Here is a 22,201-nt window from a genome sequence, read left to right as displayed (position 1 = left end):
CGAGAAACTCGAATCAGCTGACTATTTCCCGGGCCACCCGGCAGCTGTCTATTAATTCGCTGTCCCGCAGCTGATTTGGCAAATATCGTGCGATGCGTCAGTATTCGAACCGCAAATATAATTTTCACGTGGGGAGAAATCTGAATGTCTTTGTCGGGCAAGGCCGCCCTCGGCCTGATCGCATCGTCCGCGACAGCGATCATCGCTCTCGGGTCGGGTACGGCAACCGCCGCTGACGACTACTACGGTTCGCTGGCGCTCGGCGTCACGCCGAACGCGATCATCGTCGGTTCCGGCGTCAACTACCGGGATCAGGATGGCGCGGATGTCCGGGCGCTGCACGAATGCGGTGTCTCGAACTGCGAGATCATCGTGCAGTTCCGCAATGCCTGCGGTGCGGTCGCGGTGCGTGGCAACGAGGTCTCCTGGGCCGGTGGCTACACCCGTATCGAGGCCGAACAGGCCGCGCTGGCCGGTCTCGGCCCCGACCCGTCACCACTGCTGGTCAGCCTCGGCAGCGCCTCGCCCGCGCGGGCCCGAGTGATGACCTCGGAGTGCGCGGGCTGATCGACGCCGCGGAAAGGGGGTACGGACCGATCCGGATCCGTACCCCCTTTCTCGTATGCGGGCTCGGCGCCGATGCGCCGCGCGACTAGAACCCGATCTGTACGCCACCGAGAATCGTGTGCAGGTCGGTCCGGTACCGCGGTAGATCGCCGACTTTCACCTGGCTGCTCACCTGGATCGGGTGCACCGCCGTCCCGGCGCGGAACGCGAGTTCGAGATATTCGTAATGGATATCGATACCGGCGCTGGTGGCGGTACCCGTAATGCGACGACCTCGAACACCGCAGACGTCGACATTCTCCGAACTCGATTGGCGCCAGCCCGGCGCGGTGGCCCTGACTCGGGTGAGGTGCGCGAGCGCGGCCTCGACATCGGAGAGCGCGCTGAACGTGGCGATGGTGACCATCGCCGTGCCCATACTGCCGTTATCGGTCGGATGGTCGAAACGGTTCACGACGAATCCCGGAGACGAGCCGTTCACCCACGACATCGTCCACCCCGGTAACCGGGGAACGCGGATCGTGATCCAACCCGGCCGCGGTTCGCTGGTGAAGAACTCGTCCGTCGAATCGCCCGCGGTGCACACCGATTCGACGCTCGCCACCGGCCGGGCCTCCGGCTCGGCGGTAGGCAGTTCCGATGTGCCGCAGGCAATCACCAACGCCGTCGCGATCCCGGCGAGAATCACGTGCTGCCCGGTACGCCACATCCCTGTCATGAGCGCACAGCGTAACGGCATCGGTGATCTATTTGTCGACCGTTCAGCATGTGACCGACGAGTAGGTTACCGCCGGTTACGGGATCGCGACGGTGCGCAGGTGGCACCGCCTCCGACCGCCGATCATCAAAGTCGGACCGAAGGGGGCCTGCGCCGTGTGGGGGCAGGCCGGCGCGGCGCGGGTTCGCGCTACCGCGAAGCCGTTCCGGCCTGCGCTCGCGTCAGCGCGACGGCCTGCGGATCCACGTCGGGCCTGCCGGTGCCGGTGGTGATCAGCTCGCGCAGGCTCGTCTCGATGTAGAAGGTCCAGCCCTTGCGGCAGGCGTCGAAACATTCGAACCGTGGGACCAGACCGACGTGGGTGAAGCGGAGTTCGGTGCCGCCGTCGACCTCGGTGATATCGAATCGGATCTCGGTGTCGTTCCATTCGGTCTTGTCGTCGACGAATTCGATCCAGTTGTCCAGCACGCGCCATACCACGCTGCCGCCCGGGACGACCTCGGTAACCCTGATGGTGCTGCGGTGCACGCCGGGAACTTCATAGGTGAACACGTCACCGGGGTGCGCGGAATTCCCGACGAGGGTTTCCGACCACCATCGGCGGACGTCGAGCACGGCGTCGGTGACGGCTTCGGGGGTTCGGTTCGAGGTGATCGTCGTCGTGAAGCTCTGTTCGGACATGGCTTTCTCCATTCGGCGAGGAGGAGGGGAATCGGCCGCAATATTCAACCGATTGGTTGACAGTAGCGCCGGAATGCGGAATATTCAACCGTATGGTTGAGGATTCTCGGGAACGACTCGACGTGGTGTTCCACGCACTATCGGATTCCACGCGTCGTTCGATGCTGCGCAGTCTGGCTCGTCGCCAGTGCAGCGTCGGCGAGTTGGCTGCGCCGTTCGATATCTCGCTGGCGGCCGCGTCGAAGCACATCAAGGTGCTCGAGCGGGCCGGGCTGGTGCGGCGGAGCGTGCGAGGACGCACGCATATCTGCAGGCTCGACGCTCGTCCGCTCCAGGACGGCGTCGAATGGATGCGCTTCTACGAACGTTTCTGGAACGAGAGCCTCGACGCACTGGAGACCGCACTGCGACAGGAGGATCAAGGTGAGTGAATACGGTGAGGTCGTCGAGGCGGCCACCATCCGCGTAGAACGGCTGCTGCCTGGACCGATCGAACGGGTCTGGGCGTACCTGACCGATGTCGACAAACGCGCCACCTGGCTGGCGGGCGGCCTGCTCGAGCAGCGCGCGGGCGGTCGCGTCGAACATATCTTCCGGATCCACGAACTCACCGGGGAGGGCGACCCGGACGATATCGCCGACCGCCGTCACGGCGAGGTGCTCGAATGCGTTCCGCCGCGCCTGCTGCGCCACACCTGGAGTACCGGCGGCGAACTCGCCGATTCGGTCGTGACGTTCGCGCTCGCGCCGGTGGGCGACAAGGTGCGCCTGGTCGTCACGCACAGCGAGTTGCCGACGCGGGACGAGATGGTCGACGTCGCCTCCGGGTGGCATACGCATCTGGATATCCTGCGGGATCGCCTCGAACAACGATCGCCCGAGACGTTCTGGCCGAAACTCGGCAAGCTGCGGGGCGAATACGAGGCGATGCTGCCCTGACCATCGCGGCGCGACCACACCGATTCGGACCAGGAGGCGTGACAGGGACGCCGGGAAGATCGGAAAAGAGTGCGGAGCCGGGCCGTAGCGGAGATGATGCGGTGGTGGACGACACGACCTATCGGATGACGCGTGCGTCGTTGCACGGGGTGGCGGAACTGCTGATCGCGGGTCCGCAGTACCGGATATTCGAGACCATCCGGCTGCGGGCGGCGCTCGGTGGATTCGGTGGCGTGAGACTGGCGGTGTCCGCGGTGGGAACCGAGCTGGTCGGCCCTGGCGGGCGCGTACCGCTGGAAGGGACCTATGGCGCGATCGCGTCGGCGCTGGACCTCGTGCCGGGTCCACCCGAGGGCGTGTACGCCGATGGCAGCGGTGCGCGGCTCACCGATGAGGTACGCGTCGACCGGGACGCCGCCTCGCTGATCGGCGACTGGTTCGGGGTGGGCGACGCGGCGCTACGGCGTCTCGCGCCCGATACCACCCCGGTGCTGTGGCCGGAGCATTTCGATCTGTCGGCCACCGTCGACGACGTGAATTACGGTGTGTCGCCCGGTGATGGACAACATCCGGGCCCGTACGCCTACGTGGGACCGTGGACCGCGCGCACCGGCGCGTTCTGGAACGCTTCCTTCGGCGCGCTGCGCCCACGCGAGGAGGTGGCGACCGTCGCGTCGTTGCTGTCGTTTTTCGAAGAAGGCCGGCGCAACGCCGCAGCCGGATAGCGTGACCGTCACCACTGGATTCCCTTCGCGCGACGTGGTAGCCGCGTAACCGGGTGACGGATTCCCGTGCACCTTCGCGGTGACGGGTCGGTCAGCGCGATCGGGTTGCCCGATTATCGCCGGCAAGTCGTCCGCGACGGATGAGCGACCGTTTGGTACCGGGGGCGATCGGGGGCAGCGTCACCTCCGAATCCGGTTCGGGCTCCGCGGGATTCGGACGCACGAACAGTGTCACGGAGGCGGCGGCGGTGAATCCGCTGCGCCGCATGAGGGTGGCCGATGCGGTGTTGCGGCCTTCCACGTCGGTGACGATGCGGCGGGCGCCGCGCGCGAACAGCGCGTCCGAGCAGATCTCGACCAGTCGTCGGGCGATGCCCCGGCCCCGCATGTCGGGGGCGACGGCGATCCACTCCAGGTAGGCCCAGTCTTCGCGGAGTTCGAACTCCATCGAACCGAGCACGAAACCGACCACCCGATCCGAATCCAGCGCCACCCAGCACGCGCCGTCCGGACTGTCGAGGTGTTCGGCCACCGAGGTGAGCGACCACGAGGTATAGGGCTTGGCCGTGACGTCGAAAACCGCGTGCCCTAGATCGAGTACCTGACGTAGGTGGCCGAGGCCCATCGGGACGATCGCTGTGACGGAGTCCATACCATTCAGTTTGCCAGGAGTATGCCGAGGTCCGGCCAATGTTCGCGGGCCGACCTTCGGCAAGTCGGTTGCCGGATCGTGACCGTCGTGATGATCATTGTCAGGTGTGGCTAACCGATGATGTGATCTCGCTACGACCGATCACGGTGGCCGATGCGCGGGTGCATCTGGCCGGCGAAGACAGTGAACTGGTCCGCTGGGTGAGCGGCAGCGCGAGCACCCTGGACGAGGTGATCGCTCATTTCCAGCGGTGCGAGCAGGCATGGGCGCGGCAGGGACCGGCGCGCACCTTCGCCATCACCGAGCGTGCGGACGACATTCTGGTGGGAACCCTCGACGTGCGGACAGGGCTGGAATTCCTCGCGGCGGGCCAGGCGGATCTGGCCTACGGGCTCCATCCGGACCGGCGGGGCCGCGGTCTCGCGACGCGGGCGGTGGTGCTCGGCTGCCGTTTCCTGGCTCGTGCCGGTCTGGCCGAGGAAGCGGTGCTGCGCATCGATCCGGCGAACGCGGCGTCGGTCGCGGTCGCGCGCCGGGCCGGTTTCCACTACTTCCGCAGCACTGACGAACCGGGCCAGGGTCGACTCGACTGGTACTACCAGGCTGTCTGACCGGCGGTCAGGCCCCTTTTCGCGCCGCCGTCTTCCTGGCGGACTTCGCCGCGGGCTTGTCCGCCGCCTTCTTGTCCGCCGCCTTCTTGGCGGCGCCCTTTTTGGCCGGAGCCTTTTTGGCGGCGACCTTTTTGGCGGCGACCTTTTTGGCGGCGGCCTTCTTCGCCGGCGCGGCTTTCGCCGGCGAACCGTTGTCCTCGGCTGCCCTGCGGCCACTGGCCTCGAGGCTGCGCTGCAGTGCGGCGACCAGATCGACGACCTCGGCGTCCATCGCGGCGGGCGCGGCTTCCTCGCGGCTGACGACTTTGCCGGTGCCGCTGGCGACGGCCTCGTCGAGCACCTTCTTCAGCTCGATCTGGTATTCGTCCTTGAACAGCGTCTGATCGAAATCGTCGGACATGGTCGCGACCAATGTCTCGGCCATATCGATCTCTTGGGAGCGTGGTTCGGACACTCCGTCCAGGGATTCGAATTCGACCGCGCGCACCTCGTCCGGCCACAGCAGGGTCTGCAGCACCAGGACACCGTCGCGCACCCGCATCGCCGCGAGCCTGGTCTTCTGCCTGAGGGTGAAATGCACCAGCGCGGTGCGGTCGATGCGCTCCAGCGTGGTGGCCAGCAGCACGTACGCCTTGGGCGTATTCGAGTCCGGTTCGAGGTAGTAACTCTTGTCGAACAGGATCGGATCGATCTGATCCGACGGCACGAATTGCAGCACCGGAATCTCGTGTTTCTCGGCCACGGGCAATTTCGAGAAATCCTCGTCGGTCAGGATGACCTTGTCGCCTTCGGGAGATTCGTAGGCTTTATCGATATCGGCGTACTGCACGGATTTCCCGCAGACCGTGCAGACCCGGTCGTATTTGATCCGGCCGCCGTCCTCGGCATGGACCTGGTGGAACCGGATGTCGTGATCCTCGGTGGCGGTGTAGACCTTGACAGGGACGTTGACCAGCCCGAATGCAATCGAGCCCTTCCAGATAGCTCGCATCTGTCCATGATGGCGGAACCTATTCGAATCTGCGAGCAATGCTGGCCGCGCGCCGCTCCGGGGGCGCGGCGCGCGGTCGCGGAATATGTCCGCCCGGTCGGACCGCTCTTGCCGAGGAGCGTCCGGCGGGCTCGGTCAGCGTCGGTGGCCGGAGACGGTCGCGCGCACGAGCATGCGGCGCAGGTGTGCGGGGAGGGCGGCGAAAAGCGCGTTCATCGCGGCGACCGTGCCGGGCAGATCGGTCCGGCCGGACAGGTACGCGCGTTGCAGCGCGGTCGGCAGGGTGAAGAAGGTGTCGAAGAATTCCGGAACGTCCTCGGGTGGCATGGCAAGCAGCGCGCGCAGGCCGGCCGCGCGCAATGCGGCGACGGCGCGCGTCCGTACCGGCCGTACCGGGGCGTCGGCCGCCACCGCGTCGGCCGCCGCGAGTGATGCCGCGACGCTGTAACCCGTCGCCGGATGGACGAATCCGCCCGCCGCACCGAACCGGGTGCGCCCCGGACGTCCGCCCTGCACCGGGAACCGCACCCGCTCGATCGTCTCGTCGCCGTCGAGTTCGATTCCACGCGAACGCAATCGGTGCACGAGACGATTTCGCAGAACGGTGGTGGTGAGCGCGGGTCGCCCCGCCAGGCAGGTCTCCTCGAGCAGCATCCTGCCGCCGCCGAGCGGTACCGCGTACAGAAAAGACGGCGGCGCAACGGATTCCGCGCCGTTATCGCCTCGCCAGTCCATGAAACTCGGCTCGATGCCATCGGCGCGTTCGGGTCCGACGACCACGCCGTAGGCCGTCTGTTCGGCCAGGTCGGGGGAGCGGCCGACACCGCGGGCATCGATCACCCGGTCGGCGGCCAGCACGGTCCCGGACGCGCATCGCACCGCATCGCGGCCCAGGTCGATCGCCCGATCCGCGAGCACCGTCGCGCCGGCGATATCGAGCGACTCACGCAGCCGCTCGGTATCGAAGACGACGTAGCGCCGATCCACCTCGTGGCGACGATGTCCCCACGCCACCGGACGGTCGACGGTCGCGGCGACGACATCCGAATCGAGCCATTCCGGAAGTTCGTCGGCCCAGGCCGCGTAGGTCGCGGTCCACCGCCGCCGGGGCACGGGATCGACCACCGTCACCGCGAGCCCGCGTGCCAGGCAGCGAGAGGCCACGGCTCGTCCCGCCGGGCCGAGCCCGCAGACGACGACCCGGTCGTTCACCGGGGTGTCCCGCCGGGCCGCGCGGTCACCGAGCGGACGTGCACCGGGTGCTCAGAGGCCGCCCGTCGACAGCAGTCCACCGTCGACGCGGACGGTCTCGCCGGTGATCCACGCCGCGTCGTCGGAGACGAGGAAGGCGATGAGGCGCGCGACGTCCTCCGGGGAGCCGAGACGTTTCATCGGATAGATCTCGGCGGCCTTCTCCTCGTCGGCGGAGTAGAGGGCGTCGGCGAATTTGGTCTTGACGACGCCGGGCGCGACCGCGTTGACCCGGATCTTCGGTCCGAGCTGCCAGGCGAGTTCGTCGGTGAGCCGGATGAGCGCGGCCTTGGACGCGCCGTAGGCGGCGATGACGCCGGTGGAACGGATACCGGCGACACTGGCGACATTGACCACCACGCCGCCGTTGTCACGCATCCACGCCTTGTACGCCTCCTGCACGTAGCCGAGGGCGGCGACGACGTTCACATCGAAGATCTTGCGTACCGCGTCCAGATCGGCGTCCATCAGCGACCCGAACACCGGGTTGATACCGGTGTTGTTGACCAGGATGTCGATCGAGCCGAATTCCGTGACGACGCGCCGCACCGCGGCGGCCCTGCTGTCGGCATCGCCCGAGTTGCCCGCCAGCGCCACGATCTGGCCCTTGTGGCCGAGTGCGCGCAGTTCGGCGGCGGCCTCCTCGAGCGGTTCCGGTTTGCGCGCGGTGATCAGCACGTTCGCGCCGCGGCGCGACAACTCGGCGGCGACCGCCTTGCCGATACCCCGGCTCGCGCCGCTGACCAGTGCGCTTCTGCCCAACAGATCGGTACTCATGGATCGGCACGTTACCGCAGCGATCGCCGCGTCAGGACGACGGTGCGGGCCGGCAATTCTCCGGTTTCCGCGGCTCTCGGCGGCCCCGAGACCGGCCGACGGAGAGTTATTGCGGTCACATGGGCATCGCGGGGTGCATGGTGTGGGTTCCGCGGCGGGTAAAATCGGTGGTTCTTGTGCATATCGCTTCGCACAATCGAGCAGAAACCGCCCAGCACCGCCTATTCGTGAGGAGCCCGTCTGTGATCACCGCGACCGACCTGGAGGTCCGGGCCGGAGTCCGCACCCTGTTGTCGGCCCCAGGGTCGGCACTGCGGGTTCAGGCGGGCGACCGGATCGGCCTGGTCGGACGCAACGGCGCGGGCAAGACGACGACGTTGCGGATTCTCGCGGGCGAGGCTGAACCATACGCGGGAAAAATCCTGCGCTCCACCGAAATCGGATACCTGCCGCAGGATCCGCGTGAGGGCGACCTGAATGTGCTTGCCCGCGACCGGGTGCTGTCGGCCCGTGGACTCGACGCCCTCATCAGGGATATGGAGAAGCAGCAGGCGCTCATGGCCGAGGTGGCCGACGAGGACGAGCGTGAGAAGGCGATCCGCAAGTACGGCAGGCTAGAGGAGCGTTTCTCCGCGCTCGGCGGATACGTCGCCGAGAGCGAAGCGGCCAGGATCTGCCACAGCCTCGGCTTGCCCGACCGGGTACTCGGTCAGGCGTTGCGCACCCTCTCGGGCGGTCAGCGTCGCCGAATCGAATTGGCGCGCATTCTCTTCTCGGCATCCGACGGCAGCGGTGGCCGCTCCGATCGCATCCTGCTGCTGGACGAGCCGACCAACCACCTCGACGCCGACTCCATCACCTGGCTGCGTGGTTTCCTGCAGAGCCACGACGGCGGCCTCATCGTCATCAGCCACGATGTGGAACTGCTGGAGGCGGTCGTCAACAAGGTGTGGTTCCTCGATGCCGTCCGCAGCGAGGCCGACATCTACAACATGGGCTGGAAGAAGTATCTGGACGCCCGTGCCACCGACGAACAGCGCCGGGTCCGGGAACGCGCCAACGCGGAGAAGAAGGCGAGCGCGCTCAAGGCCCAGGCCGCGAAACTCGGCGCGAAGGCGACGAAAGCCACTGCGGCACAGAATATGGCCAAACGCGCCGACCGGCTGCTTGCCGAACTCGATGATGTCCGCGTGGCCGACAGGGTGGCCAGGATCAAGTTCCCCGAACCCGCGCCCTGCGGCAAGACTCCGCTGATGGCCGAGAATCTGACCAAGCTGTACGGTTCGCTGGAAATCTTCACCGGCGTGAATCTGGCGATCGACCGGGGCAGCCGGGTGGTCATCCTCGGTCTCAACGGCGCGGGTAAAACGACGCTGCTGCGGCTGCTCGCCGGGGTGGAGACACCGACGGCGGGCGGTCTGGTGGCCGGGCACGGCTTGAAGGTCGGCTACTTCGCGCAAGAGCACGACACCCTCGACGACACCGCGACGGTGTGGGAGAACATCCGCCATGCCGCGCCGGACGCGGGGGAGCAGGAGTTGCGCGGTCTGCTCGGCGCGTTCATGTTCTCCGGTCCGCAGCTGGAACAACCCGCGGGCACCCTGTCCGGCGGTGAGAAAACGCGTTTGGCGTTGGCCGGTCTGGTCTCCTCGGCGGCGAATGTGCTGTTGCTCGACGAGCCGACCAATAACCTCGATCCGATCTCGCGCGAACAGGTGCTCGACGCGTTGCGCACCTACGCGGGTGCGGTGGTGTTGGTGACCCACGATCCGGGCGCGGCGGAGGCGTTGTCGCCGGAGCGGGTCATTCTACTGCCCGATGGCACCGAAGATCACTGGTCCGCCGAATACCTGGAATTGATTCAGCTCGCGTGATTCTCATCACAAGCACCCGTTGATCAGGGCCCGCCGAGTGCTTAGCCTGGAGTGACGCGCTGGCTCGGCGACTCGGAGGAAGCCATGAGCGACAGGCCCACACAAAGTAAGTCCCTTTTGGGTAAGGGCACCCGCGTCACGGGGAAATCACGTGACCGTCTACAGAATCAGTTGAAGAAGCAATACGAGGCGGGTGCAAGCATCCGCTCGCTGGCGCGCGCTACGGGACGCTCGTACGGTTTCATCCACAACGTACTGGTGGAGTCGCATGTGCAACTCCGCAGTCGCGGTGGTGCCAATCGCCGAAAGAGCCAATAGCCGCACCCCTCGAATCCGGTGCGGCGTTGTATTTTTCGCCGACACCGCGATGACACCTGCCGCGCGCCGGTCTGTCCGTGGACGCCGATCGGTCACGGAAGCAACGGAATCCGGCCTCGCGGGTACCGCGATGCGCGCGCGTCGGTGATCGGATCCACCCGTTGCCGTGGCAGCCCGTGCGGCGTCTCCGCGCGGATGATCCGCTCGCCCAGAGCTGTGCTCAGTAGCCGGGAACGGCGCCGTCGCCGTGCACGAGCAGATTGCTCAGGCTCCGGAACAGGGGCAGTCCGGTCTTTATTTCCAGATAGGCGAACTGGCCCTGCGGGTTGACCTCGAGGAAGTAGTACTCGCCGTCGAGGCCGAGTCGAAGGTCGAGCACGCCGAAACTCAGCCCGAGCGCACCCATCAGAGTGGCGAGGGATTTGCTCACCGACGCGGGCAACTGCTCGCGCGCGAATTCGACGGAGGTGTCCAGGCGGGAGTCGACTCGCCCGACACCTGCCTGCGAATCGATCCGCACCGTCCACTCGACGCCGTCCACCCACACCACGCGCAGGTCACAGGCGGCGTCGATGTAATCCTGGAAAGTGGTCGGGCAGGTGCGGATACTCGCGAGCCTGTCGAAGTCGGCGGGGCCGATGAGCCTGGTCTCGGCGAATTCGGCGCGCCCGGTGCCGATGCGTTTGTAAACCACTGGACCGGGCCGGGATTCGGCGAAGCCGCGGGCCTCGTCGGGATCATTGGTGATCAGTGTCTCCGGCACGGCGAATCCGGCCCGCAGCGCTGTCTCCAGTTGCACGATCTTGCGGCTCGCCGTGCGGTCGGCGCCCGGATCGTTGATCCACGCCGCGGGAATCGACCACAGCATGCCTTGGCTGAATCCGTCGCATTCGGCCTGGCGGTAGGCGTCGTCGGAGGCCCGGACGCCCGTGGGCACCGCGGACGGATGCGGTCTGCGCCACCAGACGGATCGGACGTCGTCGAGCCCGATGACGTGCGACATCGATCGCGTGGTGCCGAGGCGGTCGAGCCGGAAGCTGCCGAATTCGCGTGGGAAGTCACGCAGATCGAGTTGAATCGGGCTGAGCCCGTGATGTTCTCGCAACGTCGCCGCCATCGCGGTGCCGTGTAGATCATCGGATTCGGAGACGATGAGTACCGAACCCCGCGGGCCGCCTGCCACCATGCGCGGGACCGCTCAGTCGAGGCTGTCGCAGTTGATGCCGTCGTCGCTGCTCTCGAACGATTTCGTTTGGCAATAGGTGTAGCTCGCGCCGCTACCGGAGGGCAGGTCGGCGAGCCGCATCCGTTCCGCCCAGGAATTCGTGAGCTGTTGCAGCAGTTCGTCTCCCAGCGCGGGGGACGGCCGCGAGGCGATGGTCAGCGGCCGGTCGATCAGATCGATGCGCAGCCTGCGGGTGAAATCGGCGGTCGCGCCCGGCCGGATGTCCACCATGACCGGCCTCTCGTCCGCCGCGCCCCCCTCCTGTGCCGTGGAATCGAGCAGCCGGAGCACATCGTCGCGACGGAAGGTCCACGTTCCCTCGGCGACACGGACGGAGATTTCGCGTTCCGACTCGGCGACGAGTAGGCCGTGCAAGGCGGGAACGCGGTCACCCGTCGGCGCGGCCGACGCGCCGCCCGGGAGGTGGATTGCGTCGGTCATGATGTGAACTCCGATCTGCTCGCGATTAGCCAGGACCCCCGAGCGTGAACAGGATCATAACGCGCGGCGAGGCTCGATCGACCCGGTTCGGAAGATTTAAACCCCGGTGGCAAACCAGTTCGCGGGTGTCGGATGGGCTTGCACCGGAAGATTTTCGGCGGGTGCGGAACCGCCTTATCGCAAACGTGCAGCTATTTTGTTGCGGGATTTGTCGTTCCGTGTAGCAGGAGGGTGGCGGCGGCGTCGGGCCCTGGCCGGATCAGAGTCCGATCAGGTCGGGACGCTCGGCGATGGCGCGCAGGCGCGCACCCGGCTCGGCCACGAGTTTACGAGCGGTGAGATCGAGCAGTCCGCCGATCGCCGCGATCTCGGCGGCGACGGTGCCGTCGATCTTGCGGATCTCCTGGCGGATCCGGAAGGTCTTGCCGCCAGCCCATTCGAATGCGCAGTCGATCGTGACCTCATCGCCGCCGCGAAGTTCACGCTTGTACTTGATGGTCGTCTCGAGTGTCACGGGGCTGATGCCATCGGCGATCAACTTCTCCTGCGCGACCCCGGCCGCGCGCAGCAGCGCCCATCGGGCGTGCTCCCCGTATTGCAGGTATACGGCCTGATTCAGGTGGCCCTGGGTGTCGAGTTCGTATCCGCGCACCATTACCGAGACAGAGAAGGTCATGGCCGAGGCAACCCCGGCGGGGTCGCCGGATGTTCCCGAATCGCGCGATGCCTTCGTCACAACCGGATTCCCCGTCGGATGCGCGCGCATAGGAGTATGCGCGGCTCGGCGCGGTGAATTCAGCCCCGCTGCGCCGAGCGCTCGGCCCACCAGGCAGGCGCGTCGACGAAGTGATTGTCGAATTCGTCCTGGGTGGCGGCCAGATCGGCGAGGGTCGCCTCGCCCTTGGCGATGCGGTCGAGCAGTCGGAAGTAGTCGAAACGTTCCACGCCTGGCATCAGTGCGATCAGGATGCGGGCGCCGCTGTCGGGCGTCGCGCCGAAAGCGTGAGGCATCAGTTTCGGCACGACGACGGAACCGCCCGCCGCGACGGTGACGATTCGATCGCCTGCCAGCAGTTGCAGTTCGCCGTCCGCGATGTAGAACAGCTCGTCGGACAACGTGTGGTAGTGCGGCGCCGCACCGTCCGCACCCTGCGCCAGGGTGACCTCGACGGTGCTGACGGAACCGCCCGTTTCGTTCGCGTCGATCAACAGGCGGATCCGTGCCTGCTCGGTGCCGACGATCTCGGACTGCCGCGGATGCCGGATGGCGAGGTCGCGGTGCTCGGCAGCGGTGCTCATGGCTCACTCCTATGGTTCGGTACTTGATTGTTCGCTGAAATATAATTCGGTACCGAACTATATCCCGGCGAATAGAATGCTGTCCATGGCTGCCAAGAAATCGGGTCCGAGGAACTCCGATCCGGTCGACCGCATCACCGCGCAGTGGCGTCGGGAACGGCCCGATCTGGATCTGGAGGCGATGGCGATCCTCGGGCGGCTCGGCAGGCTGATGATGGTCGCCCAGGGGGAGATCGAGGCGGTCTTCACCGCGCACGGCCTGAACCGAGGCGAATTCGATGTGCTTGCGGCCCTGCGGCGTTCGGGTCAGCCGTTCGAGCTGAACCCCTCGGTCCTCGCCGATACGCTGATGCTGTCGCGGGCGGGGATGACCGGCAGGCTGGACCGGCTCGAATCCGCGGGCCTGGTGCGTCGGAGCGCCGATGCCGCCGATCGGCGCGCGATCCGAGTCGCCCTCACCGCCGCGGGGCGCGAACTCGTCGACACGGTCGTGACCGACCACATCGAGAACGAGACGAGGATGCTGGCTGTCCTCGATGCCGCGGACCGCCGCGAACTCGACCGGATCGTGCGGGTACTGCTGGAGAGTATGGAGCCCGGTTTACCCGCCCGAGCGGCGGAAATCGAGTAGTTCGCTACGCGGGTTCCGCACGCGCGCGAGCCTCACCCTGATGTTCCACGCCGCCGCTGGCGGCGCAGGAGTCAGGGAGGATCTCGATGATCGACATCATCACACTGCGGGGAACCGGGGAACCTCGCACCGCGGACGGAACGCCGGTGGGCATGCTGGGCGACGTCACCGCGCTACTCGATCGGAACCGGTTCACGGTCTTCGAGCCGGACTGGCCCGCCTCGGTGGGGCCTTCCCCCGATCTGTGGGGCCCGTCGCTGGAAACCTCGGTGCGCGAAGGCGTGGCCGCGGGGGTGCGGGCGATTCAGGATTCGCCGAATATCTGTGGGCTGCTGAGCTATTCGCTCGGCGGCATCTGCGCGTCGAAGATCCTGGAGGGTGTGCGCTCCGGCGCGTACACCAATACCGACGGCTCGCCCCTGGAGATCGCCTTCGCGGTGAATATCGCCAATCCGCTCCGCAGAGCAGGCCAGTCCGTCGGAAATCTGTGCCCGCCACAGACTTTCGGTCTGCACGGCCAGCGTGGCCCCTGGCCCCCGAATGTCGCTGTGCGCGAATACGCCAACCCGGGCGACATCATCACCTCCGTGCGGGCCGACTCGCCGCTACGTTTAGTCGACGCCGGCATCTCACCGTTCTCCTTCATCGAGGGCGCGCGCATCGGCAATCTGACGCCGCTGATCTTCGCCGAACTGCTCCGCTTCCTCATGAACGATCCGGTGTCGAACCTGAACCGCTACGCCCTGGCAGTGCAGGGCGTCATCGGCTACCTGACCCCGTGGCCCGACGGTGAGCACGTGCTCTATTCCGGCCACAATATGCCGGGCACCGGCGTCCTGTGGACCACGCACGCCGCCGAGTACATCAACGCGAATTTCTGAACGACGCGGCAGGCCGGGGGCCGTGGAGGCGGGAATCGAACCCGCGACCTCCGCACCTGCTGAGTGGGTGATCTACCTGCTGGTCTACTCCGCGGCCATAGGCGTCCTGACGCGTGGTCATTCCCTGCGGCGGACCGAGGCTTCCACGAGATCCAATACCGCGGACAGGTTTTCGTTCGTATGACCGGATGCGATTCGGGCGATCAGGCCGTCGAGGACGAGGTCGAGATAGCCGAGCAGCACGTCGGTGGGGACATCGTCGCGCAGTGCGCCCGCTGCCTTGCGGCGTTCCAGTCGGGCCAGGGTGGCCGCGGTGAGCTCCGCGGAACGCTGGGTCCATCCCGCACGGAATTCGGGATCGGTGCGCAGCCGCCGCGCGATCTCCAACCGTGTTCCGAGCCAGTTGAATTGCTCGGGATGGGTGAGCATATCGCGCATGACCTGCACGATGCCCTGATTGGCCGCGACATCGGCCATCCGTTCGGCATCCTCTTGGGCCAGGGCGAGGAAGAGGGCGTCCTTGTCGCGGAAATGGTGGAAGATCGCGCCGCGGGACAGGCCGATCGCTTCTTCGAGACGGCGCACGGTGGCACCCTCGTAACCGAATTCGGCGAAGCAGGCCCGCGCACCGTCGAGAATCTGGCTGCGCCGGGCGGCGAGGTGATCTTCACTGACCTTGGGCATGCGGACTCCTCGAGGCAATGTGAGAAGGTCCGCGCACCGCGAGACGCGGTGCGCGGACCCTCCGAACGACGACCGTGCAGTACAACGACCGTGCAGTCGATCAGCGAATCACTGATCGTCCCCGCGTGAGCGGGGAGCGAACTAACCGCGAATCATGTTGCGCAGCACGAACTGCAGGATGCCGCCGTTGCGGTAGTAGTCGGCCTCACCGGGGGTGTCGATGCGGACCACGGCGTCGAAGGTGATCTTGTCACCGTTCTCCTTGGTGGCCGTGACCTTCAGGGTCTTCGGCGTGACGCCCTCGTTCAGCTGGGTGATGCCCTCGATATCGAAGGTCTCGGTGCCGTCCAGCTTCAGCGATCCGGCCGACTCGCCCGCCGGGAACTGCAGCGGGATCACGCCCATGCCGATGAGGTTCGAGCGGTGGATGCGCTCGAAGGATTCGGTGATGACGGCCTTCACGCCCAGCAGGCTGGTGCCCTTGGCGGCCCAGTCGCGCGAGGAACCCGAGCCGTACTCCTTGCCGCCGAGCACGACCAGCGGGATACCCGCGGCCTGGTAGTTCTGCGAGGCGTCGTAGATGAAGGCCTGCGGGCCGCCGTCCTGGGTGAAGTCGCGGGTGTAGCCGCCCGAGACGTCGTCGAGCAGCTGGTTACGCAGCCGGATGTTGGCGAAGGTGCCGCGGATCATCACCTCGTGGTTACCGCGACGCGAGCCGTAGGAGTTGTAATCCTTGCGCTCGACGCCGTTGCTCTCCAGGTACTGCGCGGCGGGGGTGCCGGGCTTGATATTGCCCGCGGGGGAGATGTGGTCGGTGGTGACCGAATCGCCCAGCAGCGCGAGAACACGGGCGCCCGTGATGTCGGTGACCGGGTTCGGGGTCTGCGGCATCCCGTCGAAGTACGGGGGCTTGCGGACGTAGGTCGATTCCGGCGCCCAGTCGAAGGTCTTGCCCTCCGGGGTGGGCAGCGAACGCCAGCGCTCGTCGCCCTTGAAGACGTCCTTGTAATCCTCGAGGAACATGTCGCGGGAGATGACCCGGTCGATGGTGTCCTGGATCTCCTGCGGCGCGGGCCAGATGTCCTTCAGGAACACGTCGTTGCCTTCGGTGTCCTTGCCGAGGGCGTCGTGCTCGAAGTCGAAGTCCATGGTGCCCGCGAGCGCGTAGGCGATGACCAGCGGCGGGGAGGCCAGGTAGTTCATCTTCACGTCGGGGGAGATGCGCCCCTCGAAGTTGCGGTTACCCGAGAGGACCGCGGTGACGGTCAGGTCGTTGTCGTTGACCGCCTGGGAGATCTCCTCCGGCAGCGGACCGGTGTTGCCGATGCAGGTGGCGCAACCGAACGCGACCAGGTTGAAGCCCAGCTTGTCCAGGTACGGCCACAGGCCGGCCTTCTGGTAGTAGCCGTCGACGACCTGCGAGCCCGGCGCCATCGAGGTCTTCACCCACGGCTTGCGGGTCAGGCCCTTCTCCACCGCGTTGCGGGCGAGCAGGGCCGCGCCGATCATGACCGACGGGTTGGAGGTGTTGGTGCAGGAGGTGATCGAGGCGACCACAACGGCGCCGTGATCGAGCACGAAGTCGCCGTACTCCTCGGTGGAGACCTTGACCGGCTTGGACGGGCGGCCCTGCGAGCCGTTGGCCGCGGACGCCAGCGAGACGGCGCCGTCGTCGGCGAAGGACAGCACGGCCGGATCGCTGGCCGGGAAGGATTCCTCGACGGCCTCGTCCAACTGGGTGTGCGGGGTCGCCGCGGCGGGGCCGGAGACGGTGTCGCTGGTGTAGTTGTGGATATCCTTGCGGAACGCGGTCTTGGACTCCGACAACAGGATTCGGTCCTGCGGACGCTTCGGTCCGGCGATGGACGGCACCACGGTGCTCAGGTCCAGCTCCAGGTACTCCGAGTAGGTGGGCTCCTTGTCGGCGTCGTGCCACAGGCCCTGCTCCTTGGCGTACGCCTCGACGAGAGCGACCTGCTCGTCACTGCGGCCGGTGAGCTTCAGGTATTCGACGGTGACCTCGTCGATCGGGAAGATCGCGGCGGTGGAACCGAATTCGGGGCTCATATTGCCCAGGGTGGCGCGGTTGGCCAGGGGCACCTCGCAGACGCCCTTGCCGTAGAACTCGACGAATTTGCCGACGACGCCGTGCTTGCGCAGCATCTCGGTGACCGTCAGCACCACGTCGGTGGCGGTGACGCCGGGGTTGATCTCACCGGTCAGCTTGAAGCCGACCACGCGCGGGATCAGCATCGAGACCGGCTGGCCGAGCATGGCCGCCTCCGCCTCGATACCGCCGACGCCCCAGCCCAGTACGCCGAGGCCGTTGACCATGGTGGTGTGCGAGTCGGTGCCGACACAGGTGTCGGGGTAGGCCTGCCCGTTCCGCACCATGACGACGCGCGCCAGATGTTCGATATTGACCTGGTGCACGATGCCGGTGCTCGGCGGGACGACCTTGAAATCGTCGAAAGCCGTTTGGCCCCAACGCAGGAACTGGTAGCGCTCGCCGTTGCGACCGTATTCGATGTCGACGTTGCGCTCGAAGGCGTCCGCGCGGCCGAAGACGTCGATGATGACGGAGTGGTCGATGACCATCTCGGCGGGAGCCAGCGGGTTGACCTTGTCCGGGTCGCCGCCGAGGGTGGCGACGGCCTCGCGCATGGTTGCCAGGTCGACGATGCAGGGCACGCCGGTGAAGTCCTGCATGATCACGCGGGCCGGGGTGAACTGGATCTCGGTGTCGGGCTGGGCGTTCGGATCCCAGCTCGCGATCGCGCGAATGTGGTCGGCGGTGATATTCGCGCCGTCCTCGGTACGGAGAAGGTTCTCCGCAAGAATTTTCAGCGCATAGGGGAGTTTTTCGGTGCCGGGCACGGCCGAGAGACGGAAGATCTCGTAGGAGTTGCTTCCGACCTCGAGGGTGCCCTTGGCGCCGAAAGTATCGGTACTCGTCGTCACGTCAGCTCCACTCGTCTGTGAGGGTCGGCCACCGGCGGGGCTGCGCCGATGACTGGTTGTTCGACAGCGACCTGCACGCAGTCCCTGTCGGGCGTCCTTGGAGGGGCTCCGGCGCCGTCGAGCGCCGGTTCCTCGCGCGGTAACTCTAACAGTACGCTTGTCCTATGAAACGCACGGGGGCCGCTCAGAGCGACATGCCCGGCTGCCGGTCGGCGTCGTCGCGTACTGTGCTTGCGAGCCAGCGTGGCCGGATCCGAATCCGGCGATGCGCTCCCGGGGCGGCCGCACTCCGCTCGCGTCGGACGGGAGCGGTGCTCACCCTGCAGTGTTGGATGCCCGTCGCCTCGCACGCCGATGCGGCTCGACAGACCGGATGGAAGATGGCCCCCTCGCACACATCGGTTTTCACTCCCATGGCCGCGGAGTTGCCGCCCAGCATCACCGGTGACGGCCTGGACGCGATTCTGGTCGATGTGGCGGACAACCACGTCGCGACGCCGACGGGTAAGGGGCAGTCGGGGCTCGAGGCAGTCGTCGCCGAGGCGCGATCCCACGGGATCCCGCTGAGCATCGTGGTGATTCCCGGCAATCCCGGCCACGACTCCAATCTACGGGACCTGGCCACCGAGGTCGGCAAGCAGGAACACGGCACCGTCGTCGTGCTCAGTGACGACTGGGTCGGCACCTACAGCGATTCGATCAGCCGGGTCACCCTGGAATGGGCCGAGGACGCGTCCAAGGGCACGCAGGGCAATTCGGTCGACGCGGCGCGGACCTTCGTCGGGCGACTCGAGGAACCGGATTCGATCTCGTGGACCGCGATCACCATCGTGCTGCTCGCGCTCACCGTACTCGCCACGGGCGGGCTGTACTGGGTGAAGGCGCGGCGCGCACGTGCGGAGATCGCATCCGCCGATTCCGCCCCCGCGGTGGTTGCGGGGCGTTCCCGAGACGCCGACCGCTGAGCGGTATCCCCGGCATTTCTTTTTATAGCGGTCGGTTTGTTTTGACCGGGACTTTCCTATGGCGCACATGGCTAATTCTGAGCTATGCATAAATTACTCGCCTGTGATTCCGTAACTGGAGTTCTTTTCGTGATGTTTGTGTCGTACGGTTCGATTGATCGCCGATGGGGAACATGTGTTGACAAGGGCCATTAGTCGACCCCTGGGGTAGATGGGGCGACAGGGGCTCGTGTGGCTACGCCGAATTCGGGTCCTTGGAGGTGCCATGCGTAGTTTCGGCAACGGCAAACAACGCTCGTTTTCGATCGCTCTCGGGTTGCTGGTTGCGACGGCGGTTCTCGTCACGTCGAGCCCCGCGACAGGTGTTCCCCCCGCGCCTGCCAATCCCAGTGACAGTGAAATCGCCGACGCGGGCGCACAGGTTGCCGCCCGAGTCGGCGAAGTCGGCGCGCTGATCAATCAGGTCGCGGTCGTCGACGAGCAGTTGCGGCAACTCGACGACGCGGTGTCGTCGGGACGGGAACAGGTCAACAAGATGCTGGTCGACCTGCAGAACGCCCGCGACGCCGTGGACGCCGCCGCCGACCGGGTCGACGCGACCGCGCGCGAACTCGACGACGCGGGCGCGCGGGTCACTCAGGCCAGGCAGGCTTTCGACGAGTTCGCCACCCAGGCGTACACCAGGCCGACCTCCAGTTCGATGGTCACCTACCTGTCCGCCACCAGCCCGGCGGGCGCCATCGATCGTTCGCAGATCCTCGGGCTGGTCACGAGGAATCAGCAGCAGGCGATGGACGGTCTGCGCCGCGCCCAGATCGAGCAGGGCAACAGGAATTCCGACGCCCGCCAGGCGAAGGCGGCGGCGGACGCGGCCGAGGCCGCGGCCGAGCAGAAGAAGGTCGAGGCCGAGAACGCGGTCGCGGCGGCGACGGCGGCGTTACAAGCGCAGACCGCGCAACGCGACGGTCTATTACGCCAGCGCGCGGCAGCTCAGAGCAGGCTGGACGCCGCGCGCACGAACGTCGACGGCCTGCAGAACCAACGCGAGGCGTTTCAGGCGTGGGATCAGCAGCGCCGAGCCGAGGAAGCCGCGATCCTGGCCGCCGCGCGAGACGCCGCCGCCCGTGCCGCCGCGAACCAGGCCGCCCGCGACCGCGCCGCCGAACTCGCCGCGGGCAGGCGCCCGCACACCGACCTGGAGAGTTCGACGCCGCCGCGACGAGCGACCCCGCGCCCGTCCACGCCGTCGCTGCATGGTTCGGCGGCGGTCGAGACGGTCGTCGACCGGGCGATGTCGCAACTCGGCGTCGTCTACGCCTGGGGCGGCGGTGACGAGGACGGCCCCACGCTCGGCATCAGGGACGGCGGAGTGGCCGACAGCTACGGCGATTTCAACAAGGTCGGTTTCGACTGCTCCGGACTCATGCTCTACGCCTTCGCCGGAATCGGCGTCTCGCTTCCGCACTACAGCGGCTACCAGTACAACGCGGGCACCCGGGTTCCCGTCGACGACAGGGCACGCGGCGACATGCTGTTCTGGGGGCCGAACGGCAGCCAGCACGTGGCGCTCTACCTGGGCAACGGCACCATGGTCGAGGCGCCGGAATCCGGCGACGTGGTGAAGGTTTCCCCGGTGCGCGAGGGCGGAATCATGCCCTTCGCGGTGCGGATCGCCACCTGAGGAATCCCCGTCCCGACCCTGCGAATCGACCGTGAATTCCCCCGTTACCGGAGCCGGTTGCGGCATGTGCGGCAATTACCTGGAATAGTTGGGGCAGCACGCACGAGACCAAGGCGAAAGCGGGGATGTTGGTGACTTCGACGGATGGTGTGAGCGGGGCGAACCTGGCGAAGGATGCGCCGGAGCCCGCGTCCACGCTGGAGCGAGACGTCCAGACCCTGGAAAAGGCGATCTACGAGGTCAAGCGGGTTATCGTCGGCCAGGATCGTCTGGTCGAGCGGCTGTTGGTCGGGGTGCTCGCACGCGGCCACGTCCTGCTCGAGGGTGTGCCCGGTATCGCCAAAACCCTTGCGGTCGAGACGTTCGCGAAGGTGGTGGGCGGTTCGTTCTCCCGCGTCCAGTTCACCCCGGACCTGGTGCCGACCGACCTCATCGGTACCCGCATCTACCGTCAGGGCCGCGAGCAGTTCGATACCGAACTCGGCCCGGTGGTCGCGAACTTCGTCCTGGCCGACGAGATCAACCGCGCGCCCGCCAAAGTGCAGTCGGCGCTGCTCGAGGTGATGGCCGAACGGCACGTGTCGATCGGCGGCAAGACCTACCCGATGCCCGATCCGTTCCTGGTCATGGCGACCCAGAACCCGATCGAGAGCGAGGGCGTGTATCCGCTGCCCGAGGCGCAGCGCGACCGGTTCCTGTTCAAGGTCATCGTCGACTATCCCTCGGTCGAGGAAGAGCGCGAGATCATCTACCGGATGGGTGTCACCCCGCCGGAGGCCAAGGCGATTCTGGACCCGGCCGAACTGATCCGACTGCAGAAGGTCGCCGCCAATACCTTCGTGCATCACGCGCTGGTGGACTACGTGGTCCGGGTGATCGTGGCGACCCGTAAACCGCTCGACTTCGGTATGCCCGATGTCGCGAACTGGATCTCCTACGGCGCTTCGCCGCGCGCCAGCCTCGGCGTGATCGCCGCGGCCCGCGCCGTCGCGCTGATCCGAGGACGCGATTATGTGGTGCCGCAGGATGTGGTCGAGGTGATCCCGGACGTGCTTCGTCATCGTCTGGTGCTGTCCTACGACGCGCTCGCCGACGAGGTGTCCCCCGAGGACGTCATCAAACGGGTGCTCCAGACCGTCGGCCTGCCTCAGGTCGCCCCGCAAGCGGTCGCCCCGAATTCCGCCGCCGCGCCCGCCGCGCCGCAGTCGCAGATCCCGCAGCCGCCCACCCCGCCGCAGGCGGTGCCGCAGCCGGCCGTCGGCCAGATGGCACCGGTCGCCGGCAACAGCCAGCCCAAGTGACGGCCGCACCGGATCCCGCTGCCCGAGC

24 protein-coding genes are annotated in these 22,201 nt (G+C 66.8%); 12 read left to right on the top strand and 12 right to left on the bottom strand.

Annotated features, from left to right (window positions below; translation table 11 throughout):
* Positions 1 to 144: 144 nt before the first annotated feature.
* Complete coding sequence (locus ABZS43_RS09375; protein WP_355035353.1) at positions 145 to 567, top strand: DUF4189 domain-containing protein; 423 nt, start codon at positions 145 to 147, stop codon at positions 565 to 567.
* Between the two features lie 85 nt (positions 568 to 652).
* On the opposite strand, the gene ABZS43_RS09370 is transcribed toward ABZS43_RS09375, so the two are convergent.
* The gene (locus ABZS43_RS09370) at positions 653 to 1,285 is read right to left on the bottom strand and encodes a hypothetical protein (protein ID WP_355035352.1); all 633 of its coding nucleotides are present in this window, start codon (positions 1,283 to 1,285) and stop codon (positions 653 to 655) included.
* 189 nt (positions 1,286 to 1,474) lie between these two features.
* The gene (locus ABZS43_RS09365) at positions 1,475 to 1,966 is read right to left on the bottom strand and encodes an SRPBCC domain-containing protein (RefSeq protein WP_355035351.1); all 492 of its coding nucleotides are present in this window, start codon (positions 1,964 to 1,966) and stop codon (positions 1,475 to 1,477) included.
* Positions 1,967 to 2,058: 92 nt separating this feature from the next.
* Here ABZS43_RS09365 and ABZS43_RS09360 point away from each other — a divergent pair, with 92 nt between their 5' ends.
* From ABZS43_RS09360 to ABZS43_RS09350, 3 genes are all read left to right on the top strand, one after another.
* Positions 2,059 to 2,397 carry a metalloregulator ArsR/SmtB family transcription factor gene (locus tag ABZS43_RS09360; RefSeq protein WP_355035350.1) on the top strand — a complete coding sequence of 113 codons (339 nt, stop codon included), beginning with the start codon at positions 2,059 to 2,061 and terminating at the stop codon, positions 2,395 to 2,397.
* A complete protein-coding gene (locus tag ABZS43_RS09355) occupies positions 2,390 to 2,905 on the top strand; it encodes an SRPBCC family protein (protein WP_355035349.1) in 516 nt (171 codons plus the stop codon). The genes ABZS43_RS09360 and ABZS43_RS09355 overlap by 8 nt, the downstream gene beginning before the upstream one ends.
* A gap of 104 nt (positions 2,906 to 3,009) precedes the next feature.
* Positions 3,010 to 3,630, top strand: a complete 621-nt coding sequence (locus tag ABZS43_RS09350) for a hypothetical protein (protein ID WP_355035348.1) — start codon at positions 3,010 to 3,012, stop codon at positions 3,628 to 3,630.
* Positions 3,631 to 3,721: 91 nt separating this feature from the next.
* Here ABZS43_RS09350 and ABZS43_RS09345 read toward each other — a convergent pair whose 3' ends face one another.
* The gene (locus tag ABZS43_RS09345) at positions 3,722 to 4,282 is read right to left on the bottom strand and encodes a GNAT family N-acetyltransferase (protein ID WP_355035347.1); all 561 of its coding nucleotides are present in this window, start codon (positions 4,280 to 4,282) and stop codon (positions 3,722 to 3,724) included.
* 104 nt (positions 4,283 to 4,386) lie between these two features.
* Between ABZS43_RS09345 and ABZS43_RS09340 the strand changes: the two genes are divergently transcribed.
* Positions 4,387 to 4,893 carry a GNAT family N-acetyltransferase gene (locus ABZS43_RS09340; RefSeq protein WP_355035346.1) on the top strand — a complete coding sequence of 169 codons (507 nt, stop codon included), beginning with the start codon at positions 4,387 to 4,389 and terminating at the stop codon, positions 4,891 to 4,893.
* A 7-nt stretch (positions 4,894 to 4,900) separates the two neighbouring features.
* On the opposite strand, the gene ABZS43_RS09335 is transcribed toward ABZS43_RS09340, so the two are convergent.
* From ABZS43_RS09335 to ABZS43_RS09325, 3 genes are all read right to left on the bottom strand, one after another.
* Positions 4,901 to 5,884: a Ku protein gene (locus ABZS43_RS09335; protein WP_355035345.1), complete on the bottom strand. Its 984-nt coding sequence runs from the start codon at positions 5,882 to 5,884 to the stop codon at positions 4,901 to 4,903.
* A gap of 135 nt (positions 5,885 to 6,019) precedes the next feature.
* On the bottom strand, positions 6,020 to 7,096 hold the full coding sequence (locus ABZS43_RS09330; RefSeq protein ID WP_355035344.1) for a lycopene cyclase family protein: 1,077 nt from the start codon (positions 7,094 to 7,096) through the stop codon (positions 6,020 to 6,022).
* A gap of 51 nt (positions 7,097 to 7,147) precedes the next feature.
* Entirely contained in the window at positions 7,148 to 7,912 is a 765-nt protein-coding gene (locus ABZS43_RS09325) for an SDR family oxidoreductase (RefSeq protein WP_355035343.1), read from the bottom strand.
* A gap of 242 nt (positions 7,913 to 8,154) precedes the next feature.
* On the opposite strand from ABZS43_RS09325, the gene ABZS43_RS09320 reads away from it, so the two are divergent.
* Positions 8,155 to 9,786 (top strand): ABC-F family ATP-binding cassette domain-containing protein, encoded by a 1,632-nt coding sequence (locus ABZS43_RS09320; protein WP_355035342.1) that lies wholly within the window; start codon positions 8,155 to 8,157, stop codon positions 9,784 to 9,786.
* Positions 9,787 to 9,870: 84 nt separating this feature from the next.
* The gene (locus ABZS43_RS09315) at positions 9,871 to 10,104 is read left to right on the top strand and encodes a helix-turn-helix domain-containing protein (protein WP_355035341.1); all 234 of its coding nucleotides are present in this window, start codon (positions 9,871 to 9,873) and stop codon (positions 10,102 to 10,104) included.
* Between the two features lie 220 nt (positions 10,105 to 10,324).
* Here ABZS43_RS09315 and ABZS43_RS09310 read toward each other — a convergent pair whose 3' ends face one another.
* The 4 genes from ABZS43_RS09310 to ABZS43_RS09295 all read right to left on the bottom strand — a co-directional run bounded on the left by ABZS43_RS09310 (position 10,325) and on the right by ABZS43_RS09295 (position 12,979).
* Positions 10,325 to 11,290: a hypothetical protein gene (locus ABZS43_RS09310; protein ID WP_355035340.1), complete on the bottom strand. Its 966-nt coding sequence runs from the start codon at positions 11,288 to 11,290 to the stop codon at positions 10,325 to 10,327.
* Between the two features lie 12 nt (positions 11,291 to 11,302).
* Positions 11,303 to 11,770 carry a hypothetical protein gene (locus ABZS43_RS09305; protein WP_355035339.1) on the bottom strand — a complete coding sequence of 156 codons (468 nt, stop codon included), beginning with the start codon at positions 11,768 to 11,770 and terminating at the stop codon, positions 11,303 to 11,305.
* A gap of 259 nt (positions 11,771 to 12,029) precedes the next feature.
* The gene (locus ABZS43_RS09300) at positions 12,030 to 12,506 is read right to left on the bottom strand and encodes an acyl-CoA thioesterase (protein WP_355035338.1); all 477 of its coding nucleotides are present in this window, start codon (positions 12,504 to 12,506) and stop codon (positions 12,030 to 12,032) included.
* A gap of 59 nt (positions 12,507 to 12,565) precedes the next feature.
* Entirely contained in the window at positions 12,566 to 12,979 is a 414-nt protein-coding gene (locus tag ABZS43_RS09295; protein WP_355035506.1) for a cupin domain-containing protein, read from the bottom strand.
* Positions 12,980 to 13,154: 175 nt separating this feature from the next.
* Between ABZS43_RS09295 and ABZS43_RS09290 the strand changes: the two genes are divergently transcribed.
* Positions 13,155 to 13,700 (top strand): MarR family transcriptional regulator, encoded by a 546-nt coding sequence (locus ABZS43_RS09290; protein WP_355035337.1) that lies wholly within the window; start codon positions 13,155 to 13,157, stop codon positions 13,698 to 13,700.
* An 86-nt stretch (positions 13,701 to 13,786) separates the two neighbouring features.
* Complete coding sequence (locus ABZS43_RS09285) at positions 13,787 to 14,581, top strand: hypothetical protein (protein ID WP_355035336.1); 795 nt, start codon at positions 13,787 to 13,789, stop codon at positions 14,579 to 14,581.
* Positions 14,582 to 14,698: 117 nt separating this feature from the next.
* Here ABZS43_RS09285 and ABZS43_RS09280 read toward each other — a convergent pair whose 3' ends face one another.
* Together ABZS43_RS09280 and ABZS43_RS09275 are read right to left on the bottom strand one after the other, a co-directional pair.
* Complete coding sequence (locus ABZS43_RS09280) at positions 14,699 to 15,265, bottom strand: helix-turn-helix domain-containing protein (RefSeq protein WP_355035335.1); 567 nt, start codon at positions 15,263 to 15,265, stop codon at positions 14,699 to 14,701.
* 141 nt (positions 15,266 to 15,406) lie between these two features.
* Positions 15,407 to 18,226: an aconitate hydratase gene (locus ABZS43_RS09275; RefSeq protein ID WP_355035334.1), complete on the bottom strand. Its 2,820-nt coding sequence runs from the start codon at positions 18,224 to 18,226 to the stop codon at positions 15,407 to 15,409.
* A gap of 380 nt (positions 18,227 to 18,606) precedes the next feature.
* On the opposite strand from ABZS43_RS09275, the gene ABZS43_RS09270 reads away from it, so the two are divergent.
* The 3 genes from ABZS43_RS09270 (at position 18,607) to ABZS43_RS09260 (ending at position 22,173) form a co-directional block, all read left to right on the top strand.
* Positions 18,607 to 19,191, top strand: coding sequence for a DUF6676 family protein (locus tag ABZS43_RS09270; RefSeq protein WP_355035333.1), 585 nt, complete (start codon positions 18,607 to 18,609; stop codon positions 19,189 to 19,191).
* Between the two features lie 265 nt (positions 19,192 to 19,456).
* A complete protein-coding gene (locus tag ABZS43_RS09265; protein WP_355035332.1) occupies positions 19,457 to 20,872 on the top strand; it encodes an NlpC/P60 family protein in 1,416 nt (471 codons plus the stop codon).
* A 125-nt stretch (positions 20,873 to 20,997) separates the two neighbouring features.
* Entirely contained in the window at positions 20,998 to 22,173 is a 1,176-nt protein-coding gene (locus tag ABZS43_RS09260; RefSeq protein WP_355035331.1) for a MoxR family ATPase, read from the top strand.
* Positions 22,174 to 22,201 lie beyond the last annotated feature (28 nt).

This window comes from Nocardia sp. NPDC005366 (assembly GCF_040606855.1).
GTDB lineage: Bacteria > Actinomycetota > Actinomycetes > Mycobacteriales > Mycobacteriaceae > Nocardia.
This window is presented reverse-complemented; position numbering and strand designations above follow the sequence as displayed.

Bases quoted from the DNA above. Each gene is read 5' to 3' on its own strand.
- ABZS43_RS09280 (WP_355035335.1), bottom strand. From the start codon at position 15,265: ATGCCCAAGGTCAGTGAAGATCACCTCGCCGCCCGGCGCAGCCAGATT.
- ABZS43_RS09365 (WP_355035351.1), bottom strand. From the start codon at position 1,966: ATGTCCGAACAGAGCTTCACGACGACGATCACCTCGAACCGAACCCCC.
- ABZS43_RS09265 (WP_355035332.1), top strand. From the start codon at position 19,457: ATGCGTAGTTTCGGCAACGGCAAACAACGCTCGTTTTCGATCGCTCTC.
- ABZS43_RS09260 (WP_355035331.1), top strand. From the start codon at position 20,998: ATGTTGGTGACTTCGACGGATGGTGTGAGCGGGGCGAACCTGGCGAAG.
- ABZS43_RS09345 (WP_355035347.1), bottom strand. From the start codon at position 4,282: ATGGACTCCGTCACAGCGATCGTCCCGATGGGCCTCGGCCACCTACGT.
- ABZS43_RS09270 (WP_355035333.1), top strand. From the start codon at position 18,607: ATGGCCCCCTCGCACACATCGGTTTTCACTCCCATGGCCGCGGAGTTG.
- ABZS43_RS09310 (WP_355035340.1), bottom strand. From the start codon at position 11,290: ATGGTGGCAGGCGGCCCGCGGGGTTCGGTACTCATCGTCTCCGAATCC.
- ABZS43_RS09360 (WP_355035350.1), top strand. From the start codon at position 2,059: ATGGTTGAGGATTCTCGGGAACGACTCGACGTGGTGTTCCACGCACTA.
- ABZS43_RS09290 (WP_355035337.1), top strand. From the start codon at position 13,155: ATGGCTGCCAAGAAATCGGGTCCGAGGAACTCCGATCCGGTCGACCGC.
- ABZS43_RS09305 (WP_355035339.1), bottom strand. From the start codon at position 11,770: ATGACCGACGCAATCCACCTCCCGGGCGGCGCGTCGGCCGCGCCGACG.
- ABZS43_RS09315 (WP_355035341.1), top strand. From the start codon at position 9,871: ATGAGCGACAGGCCCACACAAAGTAAGTCCCTTTTGGGTAAGGGCACC.
- ABZS43_RS09285 (WP_355035336.1), top strand. From the start codon at position 13,787: ATGATCGACATCATCACACTGCGGGGAACCGGGGAACCTCGCACCGCG.
- ABZS43_RS09370 (WP_355035352.1), bottom strand. From the start codon at position 1,285: ATGACAGGGATGTGGCGTACCGGGCAGCACGTGATTCTCGCCGGGATC.
- ABZS43_RS09335 (WP_355035345.1), bottom strand. From the start codon at position 5,884: ATGCGAGCTATCTGGAAGGGCTCGATTGCATTCGGGCTGGTCAACGTC.
- ABZS43_RS09375 (WP_355035353.1), top strand. From the start codon at position 145: ATGTCTTTGTCGGGCAAGGCCGCCCTCGGCCTGATCGCATCGTCCGCG.
- ABZS43_RS09325 (WP_355035343.1), bottom strand. From the start codon at position 7,912: ATGAGTACCGATCTGTTGGGCAGAAGCGCACTGGTCAGCGGCGCGAGC.